Genomic DNA, 24,584 nt, shown 5'->3' with positions numbered 1-24,584 from the left:
ATAACTAAAAGTAAAAAAGATCTTTGTTTAGAACAAAATCAAGATTAATTTTTCTACCATGTTAAAATCTTTTGCAATTGTTTTGAATCTTTTATAAATGAAATAAAAAAAGACACAAATATGTGTCATTTTTTACATTTTTAATTGTTCAAATAAATCAACAATTTGCTTAATATCTAATTGTTGAATTCTAATATTTTCTGGAAGATTTAAATTTTGATAAGCTTGTTGAATTTGATTTTTAGAATAATAACTAGATAAAGCAAAGCTGAGTTTTTTTCTTCGATTTGAAAATACTAATTTAAAAAAGTCTTTAATTAATTTTCAATCTTCAATTGAGATATTATCGTGAAATTTTAAGGAAATAATGGCCGAATCGACCTTGGGAGCCGGATTGAAACTTGATGCTTTAACGACAAATTCTAATTTTGTTTGAGCTAAGTATTGACATGAAACAGATAATTTAGAGTATTCGGAGGTATTTTTAGCTGCGGCCATTCTTTGAGCAACTTCTTTTTGTACCATCAAAAGTACACCATCAAACTTATCTTTATGGTCAAAAATTTTAAACAAAATGTCAGTAGTAATGTAATAGGGGATGTTTGCGATTAAGTAAGATTTAGGTAAATTAGTTAAATTAGCTTCTAGAAAATCTTGATGAATAATTTGAATATTTTCTTGATTTAGAAATTCTTTTTCTAAGATTTTAACCATATCTAAGTCAATTTCGTAACACAAAACATTTTTGGCTTTTTCTACCAATTTTTTAGTAAGAGCACCTCTACCAGGACCTATTTCTAAAACATTACAATTAGTAAAATCAAAAACATTAATAATTTTGTTTAAAACATTTTGGTCATTTAAAAAATTTTGTCCAAAATGTTTTTTGGCATAAATTTCTTTCTTCATTATAGTTTAAACAAATTCCTTAAATTACGATTGACTCTATCTACAAATTTATCCATCCCTATTTTTTTTAATCCAGCAATATAATATGCAACAAATAAAACGGTATTAGGTTCATTTTTTTGTCCTGAATATGGGTGTACACGTAAATATGGAGCATCTGTTTCGGTTAAAATTCTTTCAACTGGCAAGAAGTCAATTACTTTTCTAGTTTCTTCTGAACTTCCAAATGTTACAACTCCACTAAATGAAAAATAAGTATCCAATTGCATAAATTTTTGAGCTCATTCTAAATTACCAGCAAAAGTATGAAGCATTGATCTTACTTTATATTTACTTAATAAGTCAAAGGCATCTTGATATGCTTCTCAAGATCCTTCTTTATCACGAATGTGCATTACTACTGGTAAATTGTGTTTTTGCGCTAGCTTTAACTGATTTTCTAAAGCTTTAAGTTGCAATTCTCGGTTTGGCCCTTCTTGGTAGTAATAATCAAGGCCAATTTCCCCAATTCCCACAATTTCTGGGCAAATTAATTCCTCAACTAATTTATAATCATCTTCGTGTTGCAAATCTTCAGGATGAATACCGATAGCGGCTTTAACAATTGAATGCTTTTTAGCTAATTCAATTACTTCTAAATTTCTTTTTCGTGAACTTCCATTAACAATCATAAATTCAATATTATGCAATTGAGCTTGATCGATAATTTCATCAATTACTCATTCTGGATAAAATTCCTGTGTTAAATGATTGTGTGCGTCGACAAATTTATTTCTCTTTTTTCCCATATTTACTTCCCTAAACAGAATGTGCTGAACATATCGTCTAATAAATCCTCTCGATTAGCATCTCCGGTCACATTTTTTAGTGCGTCTCAAGCTGCGTATAAATCAATAATAATTACATCATATGTTAAACCTAGTTGCATTTGTTCATAAGCATTTTGAATTAATTCTTGTGCTTGCTTAATTAGTGATAGTTGCCTTGTGTTAGCAATGATTTTTTCGTCTAATAAATTAATGTGTTCAAAATTTTTAACTAGGGCTTCCTCAAGTTGATCAATTTTGTTTTCTTTGGCTGAAACAGTTAGTGCATTTTCAAAAGGGCGTTCATTTGTTAAGTCGCTCTTGTTCATCACTTGTAAGTAAATTTTATTTTTTTGATTAGCTAAATTTTGAATTTGAGAGTCAAAGTCATCTCAAGGTTGATTTGGATCTAATAAGTGAACTACTAAATCAGCTTGTTCAATTTGCTGGAATGATTTTTCGATTCCTAAACTTTCGATTTTTTCGTTAGTCTTGCGAATTCCGGCTGTATCAACCAATTTAAAGAGCATGCCTTTAATTTGGTAAGATGCTTCGATGATATCTCTTGTAGTTCCAGCAATATCAGTAACAATAGCCTTATCTTCTGCAAGTAAAGCATTTAAAAGTGAACTTTTTCCAACATTGGGTTTTCCAACCAAAGCAACTTTAACACCTTCAAAAATATAACGAGCACTTTCTGAGACTTGAACAATTTCATTTAAAGCATTTACGTGTTCTTTTAAGCGTTTAAGAATCCTTTCTTGGGTTGCCGTTGCAGATGTGTAAATTGGATCAAGATATTCAGGGTAGTCGATATTAACTTCGCATAGACCAATGGTATAGGAAATTTCATTGGTTAAATTATCAATTAATGTTGAAGTTTTTCCGTTGAATTTGTTAATCGCTCCTTTTGCTTGTAAAGAGGTTTGTGCAAAAATTAAATCATGAATAGCATTTGCTTTAACTAAATCCATTTTCCCATTTAAAAAAGCACGTTTAGTAAATTCACCTGGTTCAGCTAAACGAGCACCGTTTTTGAGTAGTAATTCCAAAATTAAATTAGTTACAACAATTCCGCCATGACAATTAATTTCAATTAAGGGCTCTCCAACATAATTGTTATAAACAATTTTCCCGTCCTTGTTAGAGCCGACAAATCACATCACAAGCACTTCATCTATTACTTGGTTGTTAGCAAAATCTCAAATGTGTCCGTAAGTAATCTGATGATCGCTTCCAATTTTACCTTTATAAATTTTTTTAATTATTTCAACAGCATCAGGACCAGATAAACGCACAATTGAAATTGGTTGGTTCATATGCATTCCTGATGAAATAGCAGCAATATTATCAAACATATTTCAATTTTACCGCTTAAATTTAAAAACTTAAAATTTTACTTGAAATTGGTAAAATTATAAAGGTATGTTAGAAACATTTTTAGAAATATTCAGTTGAGCCACGGTTGTGATTACGATTTCGTTATCAATTCCGCAACTTTATAAGCTTCTAAGAGAAAAAGAAACAAAAAAAGTTAATTTTTATTCTTTTTGAATTTTCCACTTAGGAATTCTTCTTTGATGCCTTTTTGGTGTCTTAACTGAACAATCCAACCCTTGAAAATTACAAAACATTGTTATTGCTGATGGTATTTCGCTTCTTCTTAATGGAGTTATGACTTACCTTCTTTACCACTATAAATTCAAACCTAATAATGACCCAAAATTTTTAATTAAAAGATTAGGGGCTGCTGCCGGAGTAATTGCTACTTGAATTGTCGGAATCATTTTTACAATTCTTTATTACAAAATTCCAACAATGAGAATTTCAGCGCAGGCTAATGTAGTATTTTCTTTAGTTGCACCTGGATTTACGACTTTTTCATTTGCTCCACAACTTTATACTTCAATTAAGACAAAAAATTGAAAAGGGGTTTCTCCGATGATGTTTGCCCTTTTTGAAGTTAATAACCTTGCATGAATTACTTTTTGAATTTTAAGTATGGTTAAATATGGATCAACCCCTGAATTAATCGGTGGATTAATTTGACAATGTATTTCCCTTGCTTTATATGGATTTCAACTTTATAAAACATTTGAGGATGTTTATAAAAATAAAGAAGCAATGCCAAATTTTCAAGCGTAATTGATTGATTTAAAATATCTCTTGTTAGATATTTTTTATTTTCTTTGGGCACAAAAAAATTTCACTTTAATTTAAAATATTCAAAAAAAGTTATTTTAAGCGCAAAAAATGCGCTTTTTTATTGATTTATTTTTGAAATTTATTTTAATTGAATTTTAAATCCAAAAAAGTTTTTTATATATAATTCATAATGATGATTCACCAAAGGAGCAAAAAATGAACCAGAAATTGAATTTCAATCATGGTTATGAAGCAACTGCTAAAATGACAGTTGCTATTTTTGCTATGCCTATTTTTAAAATGAACATTATTGCAGTTTCACTTTTCAATAAGATTGCTAACTACAAGAATACTTTTTTAAAACAGAAAAACATGCTAACTTTTTAAGTGATTTTTTAAGAAATTTGATTAAATAACTAAAAAAGTGCATAGTTCTATGCACTTTTTATTTTGAAAGGAATATATGAAGAAACTTTCTAAATTATTGTTACTAACTCCATTAGTTCCACTTTCGCTAGTTTCTTGTGTTTCACAAGGTTCTACCGAAGAACAAAAAAATAACAAAAATAATAACATAGAAACTATTAGAAATTTACTTGACAATGAACAAAGCAACCCGGTTTTAAGCAACTGATACAAAAAGGGATATGAAGAATACGCGCAATTAAAAGAACTTCAAGATCAAGGGCAAAATATTGATTCGATGGTTCAAAAATTAAAAGAAAACCTTGAAACTCAAAAAATGGTTTTACTCTTATCTTCAGATGTATATCGTAAAAGTGAAACCAATATATCTGAGGAAATTAATAAAATTGGTAGTCTTTTGGGTTTAAATGATCAAAATTCAAATCAAGATAATGAAGTAGAAATTCAAGGCGGACTACCTGGGGTAGTTAAAAATTTACAAAAGAATGTCAACGAACTTCAAAATTTAACCAAATTAGAAGGTAAAATTAATGATTTACAAGCTCTTGTAGATAAAATTTCTGCTCTTCTTCTTGCCCGTTATTACTCACCAAAAGAAGCTGTTTTAGATTTACAACAAAAACTTCTTTTATATGCACAAAAAATTGTTTCTATTTTAGAAAAACCAGAAAATGCTGCACATAATAGCACACTTGATACGGTAAAAAATAATGTAATAACTCGTTATCAAAACTCAATTAAACAACTTGAAACAACCAACTTAACAAAAAATAATGTTCTAGAATTGCAAAATATTTTAGATTCAACTTTAAGAACTTGAAATAATCTTCTTTCATTTTTTTCAATAGAACATGATAATTTAAGTCCAATCTTGCCAGATCAAAGCCCAAAACAAGAATACATGGATATTTTATTAAAATGAAGACTAGAATTAGTTAATGCAGCTATTGATGCATTAGAAAAAGCAACAGATGCTCAATATCAATCAAGAAATAATGTCGCAAAATCAGAATATCTTAAAGGACTTGGGGCTATCAAAGATCAATTAGAACAAGCTATAACACAAAGTCAAAATTTATTAGACCAAATAAACTCATATAATGCAATGATTCGTTTCTTTGAAATTGAACAATTCCCAAGAGTTTCTGAACCAGCTGTGTTTCTTCTTCCTACTAGTTATAATGGAAAAGTATATCTATCATTAGGGTACTCAAGACCAGATGGAAATTCTCAACTCAATGATTTTGTGGCTTTACCAAATGCTTATTGAATTGAAAATCCAATTAGAGGTGAAATTACTGATTCAAGATTAAATGATATTAAAGAAGCTGCTAGCGAATTACAAGATAAATTAAGTGAATTTGAAAAAGATGAAGCGGTAGCGCCATTATTTAACTCAGCATTTTACGGAAAATTATTAGATGCATTTAATGAGTATAAAACTATTGATAAAAATAACGTTGCTTATATGCCAGAATTAACAGAAAGCGATTTTTATAATCTTTTTAGTAAAATCCAAAGAAAACTTAAAATGTTTAAAAACAAGGTTGTTACCGATTCGACAAACCAAGAAGATGGAGAATCAACACAATTAACAACTATTAAACGCCAAATTCAAGCACTTTGAAGAGAAAAAGGTTTTATTAAAGGGCAATTACAAACTCTTGTATCAACAAAATTAGGTGAAACTCAAATTAAGGATAACCCAATTTTGCAAAAAATTAAGGATTGATATGATAAAGAAACTAGCAATGTAAATACTATGGCAGATTCAACAGTTGCTGAAGCATATGATAAATTTCTTTTCCTTAAAATGGTCTACGAAAGAGTTAATGGATTTATCACAGCTGCTAATTTCTTTAGCGATGCAGGATTTAAACCTGGTTCAGAAGATTGAAAAGAAATTGAAAGTATTTTAAATTATCCAAAAACAGATCCTACTGATGAAGAAATCCAAGAAAAAATCAATGTATATGAAAAAGAATTTGATAATTATCTTTTGTTATATAGTAAATATGATTTTTGAGTAGTCAAAGGCGTTTCTAAAATTTACAATGTCTTTAGTGATGCTAATCATACAGAAGTTGTCCAACCAAGTGATGATTTAGAAGCTAATAAAAAATTAATTAAAAACTACAAAAAAGTTCTTGCTGATGCATACTTATTTGCCTTTACTGAAGCAAATAATGGAAGAATATATGGGAAAAATGCTCCTGATCAGGATCAAATTAAATCAATTCAAGATGAATTGAAAAAACTTTATCAACTAAATACTAAATTTAGTAAAAAACTTCAAAATGAAGAAGAAATTACTTTAGAAGAATCAAAAGAGTTTATTAATGAATGAAATGAAACTTTTAGTTCAGTATGAACAAACTTAAAATTAAACCAAGAAATTCCTACTATTGAGCAATTAAACGCAGCTGCCGATGCTACAGATGCAGCCAAAAAAGCTATTCCCGTTAAATTATCTTACTATAAAGATGTCCCTGCTCAGGAAGTTTCTGCTTTAGCAAGAAGATATTATTCCTTTAATAAAGATGCTATTGAAAAAAATGCTTTAAGTAATTACTATATCCAAAACGATCCCAAAACAAACAAGCGACGTGATGGAGTTGCTTATGATTCAACTCAAAAATTTGCAGAAGAATTTAAAAAATCAGCAATTGCTCAAAGATATTGGGATTTAAATGTTCCAACTTCTTCAAGCATTACTAGTGAAGAGAAACAGAAGATCCAAAAAGCTCTTGATACCTTTACTGAATTAGAAAGAAATTATATGCAAGCACAAGCTGATTCGGCTTCAAAACAAAGAACCGCTGCTTGAAAACCAGGAGTAGCCGAGGCTAAGTTAGCTGCAAAAGCTGAATTTTTAGATGCCATGAAAAAATACTATGCCTTTATTAATGATCCAAATAATCGTGAATTATTGGCGAAATTAAGAACTTCAAGTGGTGGTTCAACACGAGCAATCTTTGATTGAGGAGACTATTATAAAGATGTAACTAATGAAAAAGGCGAAGTAACACAAAAAGGATTTCAACCTAATGATTTAGTTAATTTTGTAGCTAATTTATATGCAGCAAACAATGGATTAGAAAACTTGAAAAAAACTCAAAGAAAAATAAATTAAAAGAAAAAATTGTGGTAAAATAATTGAGTATATTTCTATATTTTATATGCGTAATTAATTAATAAAAATTAACAATAATTATGGATTCACTTGGGTGTGCCGACGATAATTTAGGTGCTAGGTGTTAGAAATAATTATTTTGATACAACAAACTAAAAGGAAAAAACATGGAACAGAAACAAAAACAAACTAAACAATCAACTCCGATTGTTTCAAAAGAAAAATTACTTGAAGCAGGTGCTTACTTTGGGCACAAAGCTAAAGACTGAAATCCAAAAATGAAAGAATTTTTAGTACCTAACAAGAAAAATAAAGGTTCACACATTATTGACCTTGTTAAAACACAAAAATATTTAGAATTTGCTTACTCACTTGTAAATAAATTAGCATCAAAAAATGCTTCATTTATTTTTGTTGGAACTAAAAAACAAGCAAGAGCGGCTGTTAAAGCAGCAGCTGAAAGAGTTGGAGCTTTCTACGTATCAGAAAGATGACTTGGTGGTACTTTAACTAACAATAGAACCATTATGTCAAGCGTTAAAAAAATGTATGAGTTAGAAGAAAAGAAAGCTAACGGATACAAAGGATATACTAAAAAAGAAGCTCTTGATTTTGACAAAAAACTTGAAAAACTTCACAAAAACCTTGATGGGATCAAAGACATGAAAACTTTACCTCAAGTTATGATTGTTGCCGACCCTATTGAAGATGAAATTGCAGTTTTAGAAGCTAAGAAACGTAAAATTAAAGTTATCTCACTTCTTGACTCAAATGCAAATCCAGATGCAGTTGATTTTGGAATCCCAGCTAACGATGATTCAACAAAATCAATTTCACTTATTATGACCGTTTTAGCAGATGCTATTGCTAAAGCACAAGGGAAAAAACAATTATTTGCTTACCAACCTGATGAAAATATTGTTTTTGAAACAGCTAAAAAAGAAACAACAGCTGAATAATTAAAATAATTAAATACTAAAAAATTAAAGGAGAAATCATGGCTAATAAACTTGAAATGATTAAAGAACTTAGAGCAAGAACAAATTCTGCTTTAGTTGATGTTAAAAAAGCTCTAGAAGCTACAGAATATGATATGGAAAAAGCGATTGCATGATTAAAAGAAAATGGAATCGTAAAAGCAGCTAAGAAAGCTGGAAGAATTGCAGCCGAAGGAGTTGTTGCTGCTTATGGTGATGAAAAAAATGCAATTTTAATTGAAGTAAACTCAGAAACTGACTTTGTTGTTAAGAATGAAAAGTTTACCAAATTAGTTAATGATTTAACTCCTGCTATTTATAATGCTGGAGCTAAAACACTTGAAGAAGCTCTTAAAGTTACTCTTGCTAATAATGATACAGTTGAAGCAGCTTTAACAGATGCAACAGCTGTTATTGGAGAAAAAATTACTTTAAGACGGATTAAACACATTCAAGCAACTGAAAACCAAGTTTTAGGAATTTATGTACACACAAACCAACAAGTTGCTGCTGTGGTAAAAGTTGAAGGAAGTAATGTAGAAGCTGCTCGTAATGTTGCAATGCACGTGTCAGCAATGAACCCAGAATTCACATTAGAATCAGATATGCCTGCAGAAAAAATTGAAGAAATTAAAGCTCGTTTTGAAAAACCAGCTGGATTTGATTCAAAACCTGCCGGTGTACAAGAAAAAATCGTTTCAGGATGATACAATAAACAACTTTCAGAATTTGTATTATCACACCAACCATTTGTTATGGACGATGGATTAACTGTAGAAAAATACTTAGCAAACCACGGATGCAAACTTGTTAAAGCTTATAGATTTGAAGTTGGAGAAGGAATTGAAAAAGTTCAAACCAACTTTGCCGAAGAAGTAGCAGCCGCTGCAAAAATCTAATTTTAAATAAGTAAAAATAAAAGTACGCAAACAGATTCTTAAAACTAAGAATTTGTTTGCGTACTTTTCTTATAGAAAGGATAATTATGAAAATCAAAAAGAAAATGCCTTTGATTTTAGGTGTAATTACTAGCGCTTCTATTATTTCTATTGCATGTAGCAATCAAGCTACTAGTCAATCAGATCAATCAAGAAATATAGCACTTGAAAAAATTAATGACTTATTGGAAATCAATAAAAGTGATCCAATTTTAAGTAATTGGTATGCCGAAGGATACAAAAAATTTAGTGAAATTAAAGATAAAGGCGATGCATTAGAATTAAATAAGTTCTTGGAAGATTTACAAAACCGTAAAGCAATTGCTGTTATTTCTAGTGCTGTTTATCGTCCTGGTGATTCTGAAAGTAAAAAGGACCTTGAACAAGTTCTAGGTATTTTAGGATTAAGAAGTGATGGATCGGATAATGGAGGAGAACTTTCAGGAAATTTAGCTGATAGATTCGAAAGTTTAAAAGATCAAATTCAAAAAGCCAATAGCGATAATGATAGCAATTTAAAAATTATTGAAAATTTAAATAAACAATTAGCAGAAATTCAACGTTTGGTCGATAAAATTACAGCAAACTCAATTAAAAGACATGCTTCACCAAAAGACGCTTTAATTATTACTCTTTCGCAATTTTTACTTTATTTAAGAGATATTAATACTACTTTAAGTGCAACAAATCCAAAACATGTATACCTTTCTTCTGTAAGAAATACCATTACTAACATTACTAATAAACTACAAACAACTAATGAAACTGAAGTTACAGAGAATACTTACAAAAATCTTCAAGCAGAACTTGAATTAACTTTAAGTCAATTTGGAACATATTATGGATATTTTTCAAATGAGTACTCATCTCCAGCTCAAGGTTCTGAGCAACTTAATCATCCAGCAATCTTGCCATTTGCTACCCAACCAGAAAAGTTTATGGACGTTCTTTTTGGTTATTTCATACAACGTGTTGATGCTGCTATAGAATATTTAAATAAACGCCCAAAAACTTTTACAACAAATTTAACCCATGAATCAATACCTTCGACATTAGTTGCAAAACAACTAGAAGTTCTAAAAGAAAATATTAGTAAACGCTCATCTGAAGCTAAAACATTTGTTGATCAAGTTGCTGTTTATTATGACTTTCTACCTCAATTTTTAGATGAAATGAAAAATATACCAGAACCTTCAAGTGAACCAAAAATTTATCTTTCATCAATTAGAAATAACTTTACATTAATTTGAGTTAATAGTACAGCTAAAAGTCCATTAGCAGAAGCATCGGATCCATCAAAAGGAAGAAGATTTAATGGTTTTATTGAAAGAAATTATTCTTTAGAATCACCACAAAATCCACTAGACAATGCAATTATTGATGAAAATACCATTACTTTATTAAAAATTAGATTCCAAAGTCTTAAAGAATATTGAAATGATATTCAAAAGAAAAAAGATACAGAATATGCAGATTTATTCAATTCATTCTACTACAAGGCATTCCTTGATGAATTTAATAAGTTTGTTATTCCTACCGATAATGGCCTTAAATATCTAAACTATCAAACAAAAGAAGAATTTTACACTTTCTTTGAAGATACTAAATTATTACTTGAAAACTTAATTAGTACAAGTTTAAAAACCAAAAACAGTGATTTAGGTAGAATTAAGAGTTATATTGAGTCTTTATATTATGAAAATGGGGATCAAAAATCAGGATTTATTTGAACAACATATAAATATGATGTTGAAGATAAGATTAAGAAAAACCTAAATCTTCAAGACGTAAAACAATATTATGATTCAAAGATTACAAAAATAAAAAGCATGGAAGAAGATACTCTGTCGAAAGCATTTGATAAAATGGTTGCTTTATATAGTTTTTGATTTGAATTAAGAGCGCTTGTAAAAGGGTATAACTTCTTCATTGATGCAGGATTTGATTCAATCGAAGATCCTCAATTACAAGAAATTTTAAAATATTCTCAAGATTCATTGCCAGAAGATGAAAAGGCTAAAATTCAAGCTAAAATTGACCAAGCTAAAAAAGATCTTAAAGAAGCCCAAGAGAAAATGGATTTATGAATTACTCATAAAGCTTGAGAAGCTATTGCCGTTCATAAAGAAAGAACTCAAATTGGGGATGAAGGTTTAGTTGTTCCAACAGATAATGCTGAAGAAAATAAAAAACTCATTAAAAAATATTTAGATGCTTTAAAAGAATCTTTACCTTATATTAATAAAGCGCTTGAAGCTGGTGGAGTTTATGGGCCAGAACAAGCAGAAAGTTATGATAAAACAATATCAGGACTGAAAAAGTATCAAGCAACCTGAGATAAATATCAAGAAACTTATAATAAAATTGAATCTCTTACTTTAGAAGAAACAAAGCAATTCTTAAATGAATATAATGAACTTTGAAAAAATGCTTATGATGATTTAGATATGGCTTATGAGTACCCAGAACAAGATTCAATTGATGATGCTCAAAGACGTATAACTAAATTAGAAGATACACTAAAAGAAGGTGCCGCTTTATATGTTAAGGCTCCTGGTCAAGAAATTTATGCTCTTTTAAGACAACAATTAAAAGAAAGTGAAGACGAAATTAACGAAAAACAAGTAAGTCAATACTACAAAACAAAAGATAAAGCTTTATACGATGCATCACAAGGGATATATAATGATTTATTAAAAGATAAATTATTTACAAGTATTGCAAAAATTTTCCCACCTAGTTTAAAACAAGATACAGATCCGGAGCTACAAAAAGAAATTGTCTCAACATACAATGAATTTACAAAATTAGAAGAGGCATATGTTTTAGCACAAAGCAAAGCTTCAACAATGCCTAGTGAGGCTAATAAAGCAGCCTTTTTACAGGCTATGAAGTCTTATTATGATTTCATTAGAGACGATCAAAATAGAAGAAATTTAAGCGAGTTAGAATCATCTAACCAAGGCGAAGCAAATCCAATTTTCAAATTATCAATTTACAAAAAAGCAGCTGATGATGGAGAAAAAGGATTCCAACCATTTGATTTAGTCGACTTTTATGGAAAACTTAGTGCAGTAAAAGGTGCCTTAAGTCGTGCAGAACTCATTCGAAAGAAATAATCATTAACTGCCATTAAAACGGCGACTTAATTCTTGCATTTTATAAACTATTTGTTCTTCTTTATCATTTAATTCAAGGTTTATAGAATTAATTTCTGAATTAAAATCTTTATTTTGAATTGCTATTTCGTCTCTTAAAAGTTCAATTGCTTTAGAGCTGATATGTTCTTTTAATCAAGCCCATAAATTAGTATTTTCCAATAATTTTTCATTCATCTTAATTTTAGATTTTAACTTATGAATTTCATATGTATCTAATAAATAAGATAAGTGAGAAGTCATTCAATTTTTCAAAAAATCATAATTTTCTTCAAATTTGATTGCTTTTTCAAGGTAAACATCTGGAATTTGAGTTTCATTCTTGATAAATTCATTAATTAATTCTGATTTGCTACTAAAGTAATCATGCTTTTCTTTGCTATGAACGCTATAAAAATGTGTTCAGATTATTAGCATATCAATTAATTCATCTCAAAATTTAGCAAACCCCATAACTTTAATAATTTTGTCAACTAATTTATCGAGCAATTTTAAAACTTCATCGTTAGTTTTAGTTTCTAAAATTACAACTTCTATTTGTTTTAATTGAATAATTAAGTGTTTTCATTCACTAATAATTGATAAAAATTCTTTATTTTTAATATTTAATTCTTGAGCAACTATATCAACAGAATCTCTAATTTGTATTGCTTTTGAACTTAATAATTTTGCTGTATCAAAGATTAAAAATTTTAAATTATTATCATCAAAACTTTTGTCTATTTTATTCTTGATTTTTAAATTTTTATTTCAAAGCTTTTGAACTAACGACACAACAAAATAATAATTATTAGTTATTGAATCAAAGAAATGATTTTTGTCCAATCATGATCAATAATTCATATTTTTAAACTCTTTTATAATTTTTGATACTGAATTTCGAGAATCAATGTATTCATTTTCTAAGGTGTTAATTAACTTAATCATCATTGAATTATCAACAGGAACTTCTTCTTTATGAAGCACGACAGAGTTTTCATCTTTTGTATTGCTTGGATTATTGATTGTTTCATTTTCTAAGTTTTTCTCTGTTGTATCTTTAGGATTTTCGCTTTCTTTTGGAATTTCAGAATTTAATTCACTTTTCTTTTGTGTACTTAAAAAATAGTAAGAGGTTCCACCAATACCTATACCAAGTATTGCAAGGCCTATTAATATATATCTTAATTTTATTCATCATTTTTTCATACATATATGTATTAAGAAAAATTGCAAAAAATGCACAAAAAATTTCAAAAAATAATTTTTAATAAAAATTAAACAACACTAATGACTAAAACAAAAAATAAAAAATGATAAAATTTAAAAATATATATTTTATATATATTTAACTTACCCACTAACCACATAAATTACATGAGGACTTTTAAATAGAAAGGCAATTATGAAAAGAAAAAAACTTAAATTATCATTATTGCAGAAAAGTATTTTAGCATTATCAACAATCGCTGTTGGTTCAGGGATTACTGTTGGTGCAATGTATGGATACGCGAATAACTCAGATGAAGTACAAGGTTCGCTTTCTCCTACTAACAAGCAGCTTTTCAATAATGATTACCAGCAAATTTATAAAAATGGTGAACTCACTCCTCAACTTTGAATTATGGACCCACTTAAAACTGGGCAAGTAGCTTCAATGTCAGATGATGGATCTAAATTCTGATGAGGAACCGAAAGCTTAGAAGAAGCTGAAAAAAATAACAAAATTGTTGATTTTAATACTTTTTTTAATGAGTATTACGATCAATATAAAGAGTCATTTATTTTAGAAGTAAGATACGGATCTTTCAAATTCATCAATGAATATGTTGTAGCTGTAAAACCAAAACAATTCGTAGAATTTACAAAATGATTTATCACCAATGTTGCTTGAGGACCAGATTTATTAACTCTTGATAACTTTAGAATTGTCCCTGGAGTTGAACACAACGGGAATGCAATTACTCTTGGAAACCACTCAACCTTACATAAAGAATTTAGTGAAATTAAATTCTTCCCAGATGCTTTCTTTGGTTCGGCACCTATTTGATCAGGAATTAGGGGAGCAGGAAATGCACAAGATTCGCTTTCTATTGATATTTTTACAGATAAACAACCAAAAGAATATGTTGACAAATATTTAAGCAACATTGCTATTGCAACTGCTTTAAAAAACGCTACTCTTCTTGGAGATAATAGATATGATGCATCAATAGGGGAAACAAGTCCTTTTAATGCAATCGTCTTTCCTGGAAAACTTAAGAATCAAAAAGTTAAAGGATTTATTGCAAAAGCAAATAAAGATAGCCAAAATAAATACGGTTCTTTTGAAACCAATTTAATCGTTCCTGAAGATATTACTTCAGAACAATTTGAAGAGCTAAAAGCAAAATATGCTCAATACAGCGATCATTTTAAAAATCTTACTTTTGATAAACTTCAAACATATACTATCGTTCAAGCCGGTGCTACTAAAAACGCAAATACCAATATTACTCAATTGACTCTTAAAGTTATGCCAGAAGGAGAAAACCTTGACTTAGAAGATGCTCCAAGTTTTGTCCTTGATAAAAATGCAAGTTCTCCTTGACAAATTGACGCAGAGGAATTACTTGCTGCAATGGTTCAAAAAACATTTGTTAACTTCTTAGACTTCTTTGATGCTAACGAATATATTAATAATAAAGTTTTCTTATATGAAGATACATCACGTCACATTGAAAAATTCTTCAGTAGTAGACTTGAAGCTAAAACTAAAATTGCTCAATTTGATGAAGAAAAATTAATTGAATACAAAATTAAAAAATTCGAAGTTAATAATAAAGTTTTATATGTTACTGCTGAAAATATTTCAACCAATAACAAAGGCTACAAATCAGAAAGAATTTTTGCCTTTGATGCAAATAGAATTGATCCAGAATCTCTTCCTAAAAATAAAGGTAAATCAGTTTCTGAACTTAACAAATTAAAAGATCAATTTGAAATATTTAATAACTTTAAATATGCAATTGGATACAAAGCAGCAATTGTCCCAAGAACAATTTCAGCTGGTCCAGAAGAATTTGGACTTAAAAATTCAAAAGGAGAAGAGCTTAAAGGTCTTGATTCAAGAAAATACCAAATTTATGTAGATGCTTATGATGGGTTAATTGATGCTGTTCTTGAAAAATATCCTTTCTTAAAAACAACAGCAACAGGTCCTCACCTTGTTAAAAAGATTAATGAGCAAGGTATTTATGAATATACCATTGAAGATGGTGAATACACCGGAATTACACCTGATACTAGAATCGGGGTTCCTCTTATTTTAGATACAACAATTGAAAATTATGAGGGAATTTCTACTGACTTCTTGAAATATGTTGGTGCTCACGAATATGGACACCACTATACTCTTGAAAAAGGGCAAGCTCTTGATGATAAAGATAGCGCTGTTCTTGTTGGTGGAATTAACGTGCGTTCAGGGGTTATTGATAGTTCATATTATTCATTTACAGCTTTAAATAACTACCTTGAAGCAAGAACCAATCTTAAAGCAAGAAGAGTTGATGCCCTTGGAAATCCTTCTGATCGTGGAACATTTATTCAATTTGGATACTACGAAAATAAAGATCTTAATGATTCAAACTTAGTAGATTTAGGTTGAGAAACTTATGATGAAATTTGAGGTTCAAAATCAAAAGATATTTTCTACACACTTAAAAACAAAAAGCGTAGATTTATTCAAGATTTTGACGGAATGGAAGAAGCGGCAAGACTTAGAAAAGTCCGTCTTGGTGATTTATTTATTGCTAACTCATTCGATACACCTTCTGGAACTTTAAACCCATTTATTACTGGTGAAGGAAAAGTTCTTCAAACTGTTCAAACCAAAGATGGTAAAACTGTTCAAGAATATAAAGATATTACTGCTGAAAAACTTATTCAAGAATTTAAAGATGGTTTAGGAAATCCTATACAACTAGATAATTACTTTGGAGACACTGGACAAAATAGTGATTTACAAAGAACAGTTAAATTATTTGAATATACTTGAGATAAAGATAAAAAAGCCCTTACTATTACAAAACATTTAATGTTTAAGGCTGATGGAACACCTGTTATTGATTTAGAACTTAACAAACCAATTACAGGAAGCGATTTAACTTATTTAAATAACCAAGTAACTGAAATTACAAACAATATCTTTAGATTATTTAACACTCATTACTATGAATCAGGTTGAAATAACGGCCAAAGTAGTATCGATGGAGATAAGAAAATTCTTGCAGAATCAATCAGTCCTGAAACAATATCAGGAACACCAAGTTTATTCTTTGATGGATTGGCAAATAAAAAAGCTGAAGATGCGCTTGATCCTACTAAAAACGGTTATTCAGCAGGTCAATCAGGACAACAGTATGAACCAGGAAGAAAATATTCAGTAAGATATGTAACACAAAATGATAACAATCTTTTTAGAGGCTTGAACCAATTACTTGTTTCTTCTTTTGGAGGTAGTGCAAAAGGAAATGGATTTACAGGTGGAATTGGAACATTCTATAACGTTGGTACACTTTTTACATTTATTTCTTCAGATCAACAAGCACAAGAATTATCAAGTTACTTTGCTCCAACAATTTCAACATCTCCATTTGTTAAAAATGACCAAATCTTTGGTAGAGTTGGTTTTGATCTAAGTGATCTTTTACCAAATGTAGGAACTAATAATAATTTAACACCTGGTGTTCCTCAAGATCTTCCAACTTTAATTATGCAAGCTAGTGGGTTTGCTACTGGAACAGGTAGAAATGTAAATCTAAATTCAAATCAACCAGATTATTCATCTGCTTCAACTTCGATTTTTGTTGGTGATAAAAACAAAGAAGCCTTATCATCATTTAGAGCATTTACTGGAAATTTAAACGAAGATACTAGCCCTAAATGAATAGGATATAACTTCTTCTCTTCATCAATTGATAATAAGGCAACTAACCAACTATATGGTGCTTTTAAAGATGATGTAGTACAAGATATGACCTATAAAGATATCACTAAATCTGGTCCTGCCTTTAATAGCTTAAATGAGTTTGTAGATTATGCTTCAATTGATTTTACAAAAGCTACAAAAGTTATTCAAGAAAACAATGTTTTATTTAATTGAGATATTGAATATGTTAAAACTAAATTTAACTTAGATAAATTTAAAGCTTCTCTTGAAGAAAACGAAAAAGATAACATTGATTTAGTTGATCTTATTAAAGATGAACAATCTCTTGCTAATGAGGTAATGAGAAGATTTAGACTTTCGCCATTGTTCATGTTTGTAAAAGATTTCAAAGCAAATGAATTAAATAAATCAGAAGCAATATTTAGTGATAAATACGGAATCTTACAAGAAAATAAACCTATATCAAACAGTTTTATTTTCGATGAAAAATTCAGAAAAACCCAAAGAAACTTTACAGTTGAACAATTTAAAAAGATTATTGAAAAAAGCATTGATGATTTAGCTCAAACACAATATCCTGACGAAAAAACATCAGAAAGCACAGGGGAAGTTAATAAAGTTAGAGTTGAAATGGCTCAAAAAGCCAAAGATAACTTGAGTTTATTTGATATTTACAATGGTTTATTAGGATATCATTATCGTGTTTATTCATGACAAAATCCACTTCAATTAGAGACTATTGTAAGAGATGTCTTCACAGATGGTGAACCTTCAGCTGATGCAAATAATTACTTTAAAACAAAAACAGAAAGTTTACTTGGAGATAAATTTACAGACTACATTTACAGCTTACCAGAAACACTCACTAGAGATTTTGTTCAAGCAACATATGTAACTGGTAAACAAGATTTTGGAAACCTTCCAAAATACTTAACAAATGTTAATGAAACCAATACAGGACTTAACTTTATTGTTGATGCTACTGCATTGCAAGTGTGAAATGATCGTTTAACTTCAAAAGAAACCATTATTAATAATGCTGAAAAAGTCTTTTTATTACCAGCAAATGGAACAAAACTTGATCAAGCAAGATTAGAAGTATTTAATAAATATGATCAAAAAATTCAAAATCTTCAAGAGCAATTATCAAAATGAAATTCTGAATACAAAATTTTAAAAGAACAAAATTCAAATTTCACATCTGATTTTTACGAAGCTAAAATTAGCTCACTAGAAGCTGAACTTAAATTAGAAATGGTTAACCAAGCTAATGATTATCAAAAAGCTCTTGACTCACAAATCTTGGCCTTTGATTCTAATAATTTTTCATCTCCTAGAATTACTTTAGAATCTTCATACTTTGGAAAATTCAACACTCAAAATAATGGATATTTCAAAGACAGATGACAAAAAGAAGAAATAGGAATGCAACTTTATGATTCTACAACTGGATTAGAATTAGAAGATAAACAAATTAGAACAGTAGATTTTAATGGTGAAAAAGTTACTTCAAGACCAAAAGCATTCTTTATTTCACAACTTAAAAACTATGGAGTTGGTAGTCGTACACTTTCTGGAGTCTTTAGAAATAAAGAACTTGATGCTGTTGCGCTTTATGGATTTGTGCCAGTAGAATTTGCAAGTAAAATTAAAAAACTTGTCTTTACTGATGTTAACGATAAAAGCGAAAAATACGAATTACCTGTTAGAATTCAAGATAACATTTTAGAATTTGTTAACAAACGTGCACTTATTGCTGAAAAACAAAAACAAATTGCTAACTTAAATAATCAATTATCAAATTCTCAAATCTCTCAAAATGAATACAATAAAGAATCAAAAGTGTTAAGTGATGAAATTAATGCACTCAAAACCGAATTAAATTCATTCTTAAAATGAAATAACAATATTTTCTACTTAACCGATCAAAAAGACGGAAACTCGAAACACTTTGTTGAGGATGAAGGATATACATCATGAATTAGTGATTATGCATTAATGGGTAAATATCGTGATGCACTTCTTAAACCAGGACATAAGTACACAATTGATTTTGCTGATGAAGATGGAAATATCATTCTTACAAAAGAACAAAAAATTGTTGTTGATGAAGAAAAAACAAAAGCTCAAAACGATGGACATACATATTACAAAAAAGAAGTATCAGATAAAGATGTTTCCTTATTTAATTTAGGTCCAGTTTCATCAATTTCAGAAAACGGAAAAGAAAATTCTCAAGCACCAATTAAAGTTACAAGAGAATATTCAGAATACGAAAACAACGAACTTGTAGTTAAAGAAAATAAAGCTACAATCGAAATTCAAAACCAATTCAACGTTAATAACTAATAAAGGAGGTCAGTGTGAAAAAATTAAAACTAGCTAAAAAATTATTGTTTTCTGGTGCTTTGTTAACACCAGCACTTTCGCTAGCTGCGCTTAGTTGTGTTCAAGAAGAAAATGTCAAAAACTATGATTTTGGTTTGGCAACTGATCCAATTAATAACTTAAACTATGTTAAATATAAATCTGTTGACAGAGTTTTACCATCACTTGTGGTTGGTTATACTAAAAGTGGACCATCATCTAACCTTAAAACTTTAATTCCTACAAGCTCTTTTAGATTAGCTGTGGTAAGTAACGGTAATGTTGTTTCATCAAATTTTGATTTAGTCTACAATGGATTATCAGCATCTAAAACATTAGAAACCGGTAGTTATGGTATTGATGGAAGTTTCTATACCGTGGATAATTGAGGGTTGCTTGGTGGTCTTGGGATTCCAAGTGGAACCGGAGGGGCTGCTCAAGCATCTATGTTCTTTTTTGCTAACCCTAAAAACGCTAATAATATTTCTGCATTTACCGGAAAATTAAACTCTGGTAGAAATAATGTTTGATCAAATGGGGATTCAATTACTGCACAAGATATTCGTGATTACTTAGAATATATTTTGGATATTAATACAGGATCTCAAAAACTTGATGAGATCTTAAAATGAGGGATTGCCGGTTCAGCTGAATTTGTTAATGCCCAAAAAGACTATGTTGCTAAATACAACATTGCATACAAAAATCCATGAGGAAGACACAATTACGTGCAGCTTTTAGATGGTAGTTGAATTCAAGATCCATTCTTTGAACCATGAACCCCACAATTCCCAATTTATGATGATAAAAATGAAAAAATTATCGGATATAAAGATCAAGAAGAAGTTGACAGAATTAAAAAAGCAGCCTTATCTTTTGGGTTCTATACAGGACAACTCACATTAGATCACTCTAATGAAGAGTTAATGGAATATAAAAAACAACATCCAAACTTTAAAATTGCTTTAAATGAAGAAAACATTACAGGTCAAACTTTTAGGGAAACCAAACAATCTACTTTAGATGAAATTGAAGCAAACAAATCACAAGAAGAAAAAGAACGCGAAGAAAAAGAAAAGCAACGTGCTCAAGAACAAAAAGATCCAAATGAACAACCTGCTAAATATGTAACAGAAGTAGTTAATGGACGTGTTTATACTGACCCTAAAGTTATTTCGAAATTAAATGCTTTATTAAATGCAGATACTTCAAAAATGTCTGCTAATGAATTGAAAGATTACAAAAAACAAGTTGCTTTAAATACGAACTTATACTTTATTCAAAACATTTATGCTAACCCATATCAAAAAGTAGATGAAAAAACTTATCAATCAAAAATCCCTACTTTAGCGCAAAACGAAAATAGCTTTAGCATTATTTTTGATGAAAACAAAACACCTGATATTAGTTATTTAATGTTCCGTGTTGTTAATAATTTATATCCAATTAATAGAAAATATGTTGAAACAGTAGCGCAAGGAATTGATACTTACGGAAATGATGCAAAATTATTTTTAACTACTGGACCTTTCAAAATTGAAAATCCTCAGGAAGATGTTGTGCTTGGTCCACAAGGATTCATTACTTTGACTAAAAATGAAGACTACTTTGATGCGGCTAATACCATTTCAAATAAAATCAAAATTCTTTTCTCAACTGATAAAACAATTAATGCTACTTTCTTTGAAGATGGATATATTTCACAAACATATATTCCAGCAAATAGAATCTTAAAATACTGATCAGATAAAGAGTTGAAGAAATATCTTCATAAAAATAATGGATACGGAACTATTGCTTTTGGTTTTAACTTAGATGATCAAAGTAATGGAAGCGGATACCTACAAGATGAAGATTTAAGAAACTTCATTTATTACTCAGTTAACCGTGATGCTTTATTAAGAATTGTAGGATGAGATTTCTCATTCCCTGTTAATACATGAACCGCTTTTGGTCAATATAAAAACCCAACAGGGGTAAACATAGAAATGTTTTTTGATGGCCAAGAAGTGGAAGCTAAAAATGGTATTTTATACCCATTACAAAACTATGATTACTCAGTTCACCTTTCAAAATCATATCAATTTGAAAAAACACAACGTGATGACCAACTTTATGCTCCAAAAACTGCTGAATTTTATTTAAATCGTTTTAAAGCAAAATATCCAAACCTTAAAAATATAACTTTAAAATTCTTAAATAACTCAACTGATGAACAAAGAAAAGCAGGTCAATATTTACAAAATACTCTTCAGACTATTTCAAAGGACTTTGTTAATGTTGAAATCAAGAGTTTACCTGAAAATACCTTCGCTTCATTTATTGAACAAGGTAAATATGACATTATTTATCAAAACTATGATAAATTAGGTGGAAACTCTGCTCAAGATTATGTGGCTGTATTCTTTAATACCGATGAACTTAATGCTCTTAGTCAAAAAAGTATTGGATTTAAAAATAATCCAGTTGGTTCATGAGTTTATTCTAAATATATTACTAACTTACTTTTACCAACCATGAAACAACAAAGTGCTTCAGCAATGCTTAAAAAATATACTGATTTAGCTGGGCAAATATTAAAAGAAAATGATGTCTTTAAAACTAAACAAGACAAAGGGCCTCTTGTAGTAAGTGAAATTAATACACCTTCTACTGTTGCAGAATTTGTAATAGGACAGCTTAAAAACTTTACTGCTTTATTAAAAGAAAAATTAACTAATAGTGAACTTGAAAAAGAGTTAGCTCAAAATCAAGAATTCGCTTCAACTTTATTAGAGTATGCAGCGATTAGCTATATTAAAACTCTTGGTGAAAACATGAGTATTCCTAACTTGCTTACTCAAAGAGAAGCTAAGTTAGCTGATATTTACTTGTTCTACTACTGAAGTTTAACACCATTTAACGATCCAAGTCTTAGTGAAATAAATACCTTAAGTTGAACTGACAAAGTAGTAAATTCAAACCAACAAGAACAAGAAATTAGTGTAACTTTAACACCTGAAAGTAAATGAATTGATCCATTTGCTCAAAAAGAAGTGCAATTTACTTTTGCTGATAAAATTGCTCTAGCAAATTACCAAACTATTTCAAGATTACGAGGATTCATTCCACCTTATCCTGATATTGATGATGCTAGAAATTACTTTACTACAGTTATTTCTCAATTAAAAAACCTTAGTGAAGATCAAAAAACAAAATTTATTGAAAACATTAATGCCCTTAAAGACGTTAACCAAATGAGAGCTATTGAAGATGATGCTCTTTTAGCAAATAATGATAATGAAGTTAGAACTTCATACTTACTTGATTACAAAATGCGTGAACTTATGCACTGAAGAAAATTTGTAGAATTATCATTTAAAAACTACAAATTTAAATTCAATGAATCAACTAAGGAATCTTCTTCAGAAACCATTACTGAATATACAGATAGATTAAATGCATTCTTTACTGGAAACTTTACAGACAGTGAATTTGCTCAAGGTTGAAACAACACCGATCAAATTTACCAAATGATTGCTTTACTTGAAAAAGTTGTTCGTGATGGTTCTCCACTAGTTCCGCTTATGGAAGTTGATACCAACTGAGAAATTACCAAAATTGGTGGAGTTGAGAGTTTATTTACATTCTCACTTCAATATGCATATGACATTACTAACCCACCAAGACCAGGGTTACCTAAAAAGATAGGAGGATAGATGAAACAAACAGTTAATGTTAGTGACTCAGGTAGAGATAGGCTGTATAACCTTAACCAAGGAAATGTTGTATCTTTTTCAAATAAAAGATTAACCGAACTGAAATTCTTTCAAAAACTTACTGCTGTAGATTCACCGGTAATTAGAGCTTTTTGAAAATTATTTAAAATTTTCTTTGAGTTTTTTGTAATTGGATTTTTAGTTATTGCTATTACTTTCTTCTTAATTAATGCCGTACCTGGTTCAAACTCAATTACTGCAGGACTTGATGAGGCCGCAAGAAAAGCCATTGAAGAAAAATACGGTTTAAACTTACCAATTTTAGAAAGATTCGGAAGATATTTAGTGGGATTATTCCACTTTAACTTCGGAGTTTCGTTATCGCTTTTCCCTGGGAAAGCAATCTCAGATTGAATTGGATACCGTTTCTTAAATTCATTTTATGTTGGGATCTTTAGTGTTGTTTTAACCGTTGTAATCGGAATCCCACTTGGAATTTGAGTTGGAAAAAACCCGGGAAAATTTATTGATAATGCTTCAACGGTGATTATTTCAATTTTCTCATCAGTTCCTTCAATTATCTTTGCCCTTGTCCTTGTATTTTTAGGGCGTTTAATCAACTTACCATATATTTTTGACTCTAAAAATTTATTAACATATATTTTGCCTGGACTTGCGCTTTCGCTTGGAAGTATTATTGTTTATGTTAAATATATTAGAACAGAACTTAACCGTGAGCTTAATTCAGTGCATGCTAAATTCGCTTATCTTAAAGGGGTGTCAAAAAACCGTTTTGTTTGAAAACACGCACTTAAACCTTCGCTTTTCCCAATTGCTACATTCTTTCCAGCTGTTATCTTTAGTTCGTTCTTAGGAAGTATCTTTATCGAACAAATCTTCTTTATTTCTGGATCTGGAGCAACCTTGCTTCAAGCAATTCAAACCAAAGACTATAACGTTATCTTGTTCTTAATTATCATTTTTGCAATTTTAACTATATTATCATACGCAACACGGGACATTCTTTATGAAGCAATCGACCCAAGAATCCGTAGAAGAGGTAAATAATGAAACAAAATAAATCACAAGAATCATTATGAAGTCGTATTAAATCTTCT

General features: G+C 29.5%; 13 protein-coding genes. 9 read left to right on the top strand and 4 right to left on the bottom strand.

Translation table 4 applies throughout. The features are described 5' to 3' along the window. Window positions 1–132 precede the first annotated feature (132 nt). From rsmA to mnmE, 3 genes are read right to left on the bottom strand one after another with little or no spacing between them, the layout of a single operon-like run. Complete coding sequence (rsmA, locus tag Q349_RS02825; protein ID WP_036464855.1) at window positions 133–909, bottom strand: 16S rRNA (adenine(1518)-N(6)/adenine(1519)-N(6))-dimethyltransferase RsmA; 777 nt, start codon at window positions 907–909, stop codon at window positions 133–135. After that, window positions 909–1,697, bottom strand: coding sequence for a TatD family hydrolase (locus Q349_RS02820; RefSeq protein WP_036464854.1), 789 nt, complete (start codon window positions 1,695–1,697; stop codon window positions 909–911). The genes rsmA and Q349_RS02820 overlap by 1 nt, the downstream gene beginning before the upstream one ends. Before the next feature lie 2 nt (window positions 1,698–1,699). Then, the gene (gene mnmE, locus Q349_RS02815) at window positions 1,700–3,073 is read right to left on the bottom strand and encodes a tRNA uridine-5-carboxymethylaminomethyl(34) synthesis GTPase MnmE (protein WP_036464853.1); all 1,374 of its coding nucleotides are present in this window, start codon (window positions 3,071–3,073) and stop codon (window positions 1,700–1,702) included. Between the two features lie 67 nt (window positions 3,074–3,140). On the opposite strand from mnmE, the gene Q349_RS02810 reads away from it, so the two are divergent. From Q349_RS02810 to Q349_RS02790, 6 genes are all read left to right on the top strand, one after another. Then, complete coding sequence (locus Q349_RS02810) at window positions 3,141–3,860, top strand: PQ-loop domain-containing transporter (RefSeq protein WP_036464852.1); 720 nt, start codon at window positions 3,141–3,143, stop codon at window positions 3,858–3,860. A 216-nt stretch (window positions 3,861–4,076) separates the two neighbouring features. Further along, window positions 4,077–4,247 carry a hypothetical protein gene (locus tag Q349_RS03400; RefSeq protein WP_156932529.1) on the top strand — a complete coding sequence of 57 codons (171 nt, stop codon included), beginning with the start codon at window positions 4,077–4,079 and terminating at the stop codon, window positions 4,245–4,247. A gap of 76 nt (window positions 4,248–4,323) precedes the next feature. Next, window positions 4,324–7,419, top strand: coding sequence for a hypothetical protein (locus tag Q349_RS02805; protein ID WP_036464850.1), 3,096 nt, complete (start codon window positions 4,324–4,326; stop codon window positions 7,417–7,419). Window positions 7,420–7,586: 167 nt separating this feature from the next. After that, window positions 7,587–8,378 carry a 30S ribosomal protein S2 gene (gene rpsB, locus Q349_RS02800; protein WP_051616794.1) on the top strand — a complete coding sequence of 264 codons (792 nt, stop codon included), beginning with the start codon at window positions 7,587–7,589 and terminating at the stop codon, window positions 8,376–8,378. A gap of 35 nt (window positions 8,379–8,413) precedes the next feature. Next, window positions 8,414–9,295, top strand: a complete 882-nt coding sequence (gene tsf / locus Q349_RS02795; protein WP_156932528.1) for a translation elongation factor Ts — start codon at window positions 8,414–8,416, stop codon at window positions 9,293–9,295. Window positions 9,296–9,381: 86 nt separating this feature from the next. Beyond that, window positions 9,382–12,453: a hypothetical protein gene (locus tag Q349_RS02790; protein ID WP_036464846.1), complete on the top strand. Its 3,072-nt coding sequence runs from the start codon at window positions 9,382–9,384 to the stop codon at window positions 12,451–12,453. Window positions 12,454–12,456: 3 nt separating this feature from the next. Here Q349_RS02790 and Q349_RS02785 read toward each other — a convergent pair whose 3' ends face one another. After that, the gene (locus tag Q349_RS02785) at window positions 12,457–13,680 is read right to left on the bottom strand and encodes a hypothetical protein (RefSeq protein WP_036464844.1); all 1,224 of its coding nucleotides are present in this window, start codon (window positions 13,678–13,680) and stop codon (window positions 12,457–12,459) included. Window positions 13,681–13,876: 196 nt separating this feature from the next. On the opposite strand from Q349_RS02785, the gene Q349_RS02780 reads away from it, so the two are divergent. Genes Q349_RS02780 through Q349_RS02770 form a run of 3 tightly spaced genes read left to right on the top strand, consistent with a single transcriptional unit; the run spans window position 13,877 to window position 24,534 of the window. Beyond that, a complete protein-coding gene (locus Q349_RS02780) occupies window positions 13,877–19,750 on the top strand; it encodes a PDxFFG protein (RefSeq protein ID WP_036464842.1) in 5,874 nt (1,957 codons plus the stop codon). A gap of 14 nt (window positions 19,751–19,764) precedes the next feature. Beyond that, entirely contained in the window at window positions 19,765–23,466 is a 3,702-nt protein-coding gene (locus tag Q349_RS03325; protein WP_051616792.1) for a periplasmic substrate-binding domain-containing protein, read from the top strand. Beyond that, window positions 23,467–24,534 (top strand): ABC transporter permease, encoded by a 1,068-nt coding sequence (locus tag Q349_RS02770; protein WP_036464841.1) that lies wholly within the window; start codon window positions 23,467–23,469, stop codon window positions 24,532–24,534. Window positions 24,535–24,584 lie beyond the last annotated feature (50 nt).

Source organism: Mycoplasmopsis sturni DSM 22021 (genome assembly GCF_000701485.1).
In the GTDB taxonomy this organism is placed as follows: Bacteria; Bacillota_I; Bacilli_A; order Mycoplasmatales; family Metamycoplasmataceae; genus Mycoplasmopsis; species Mycoplasmopsis sturni.
This window is presented reverse-complemented; position numbering and strand designations above follow the sequence as displayed.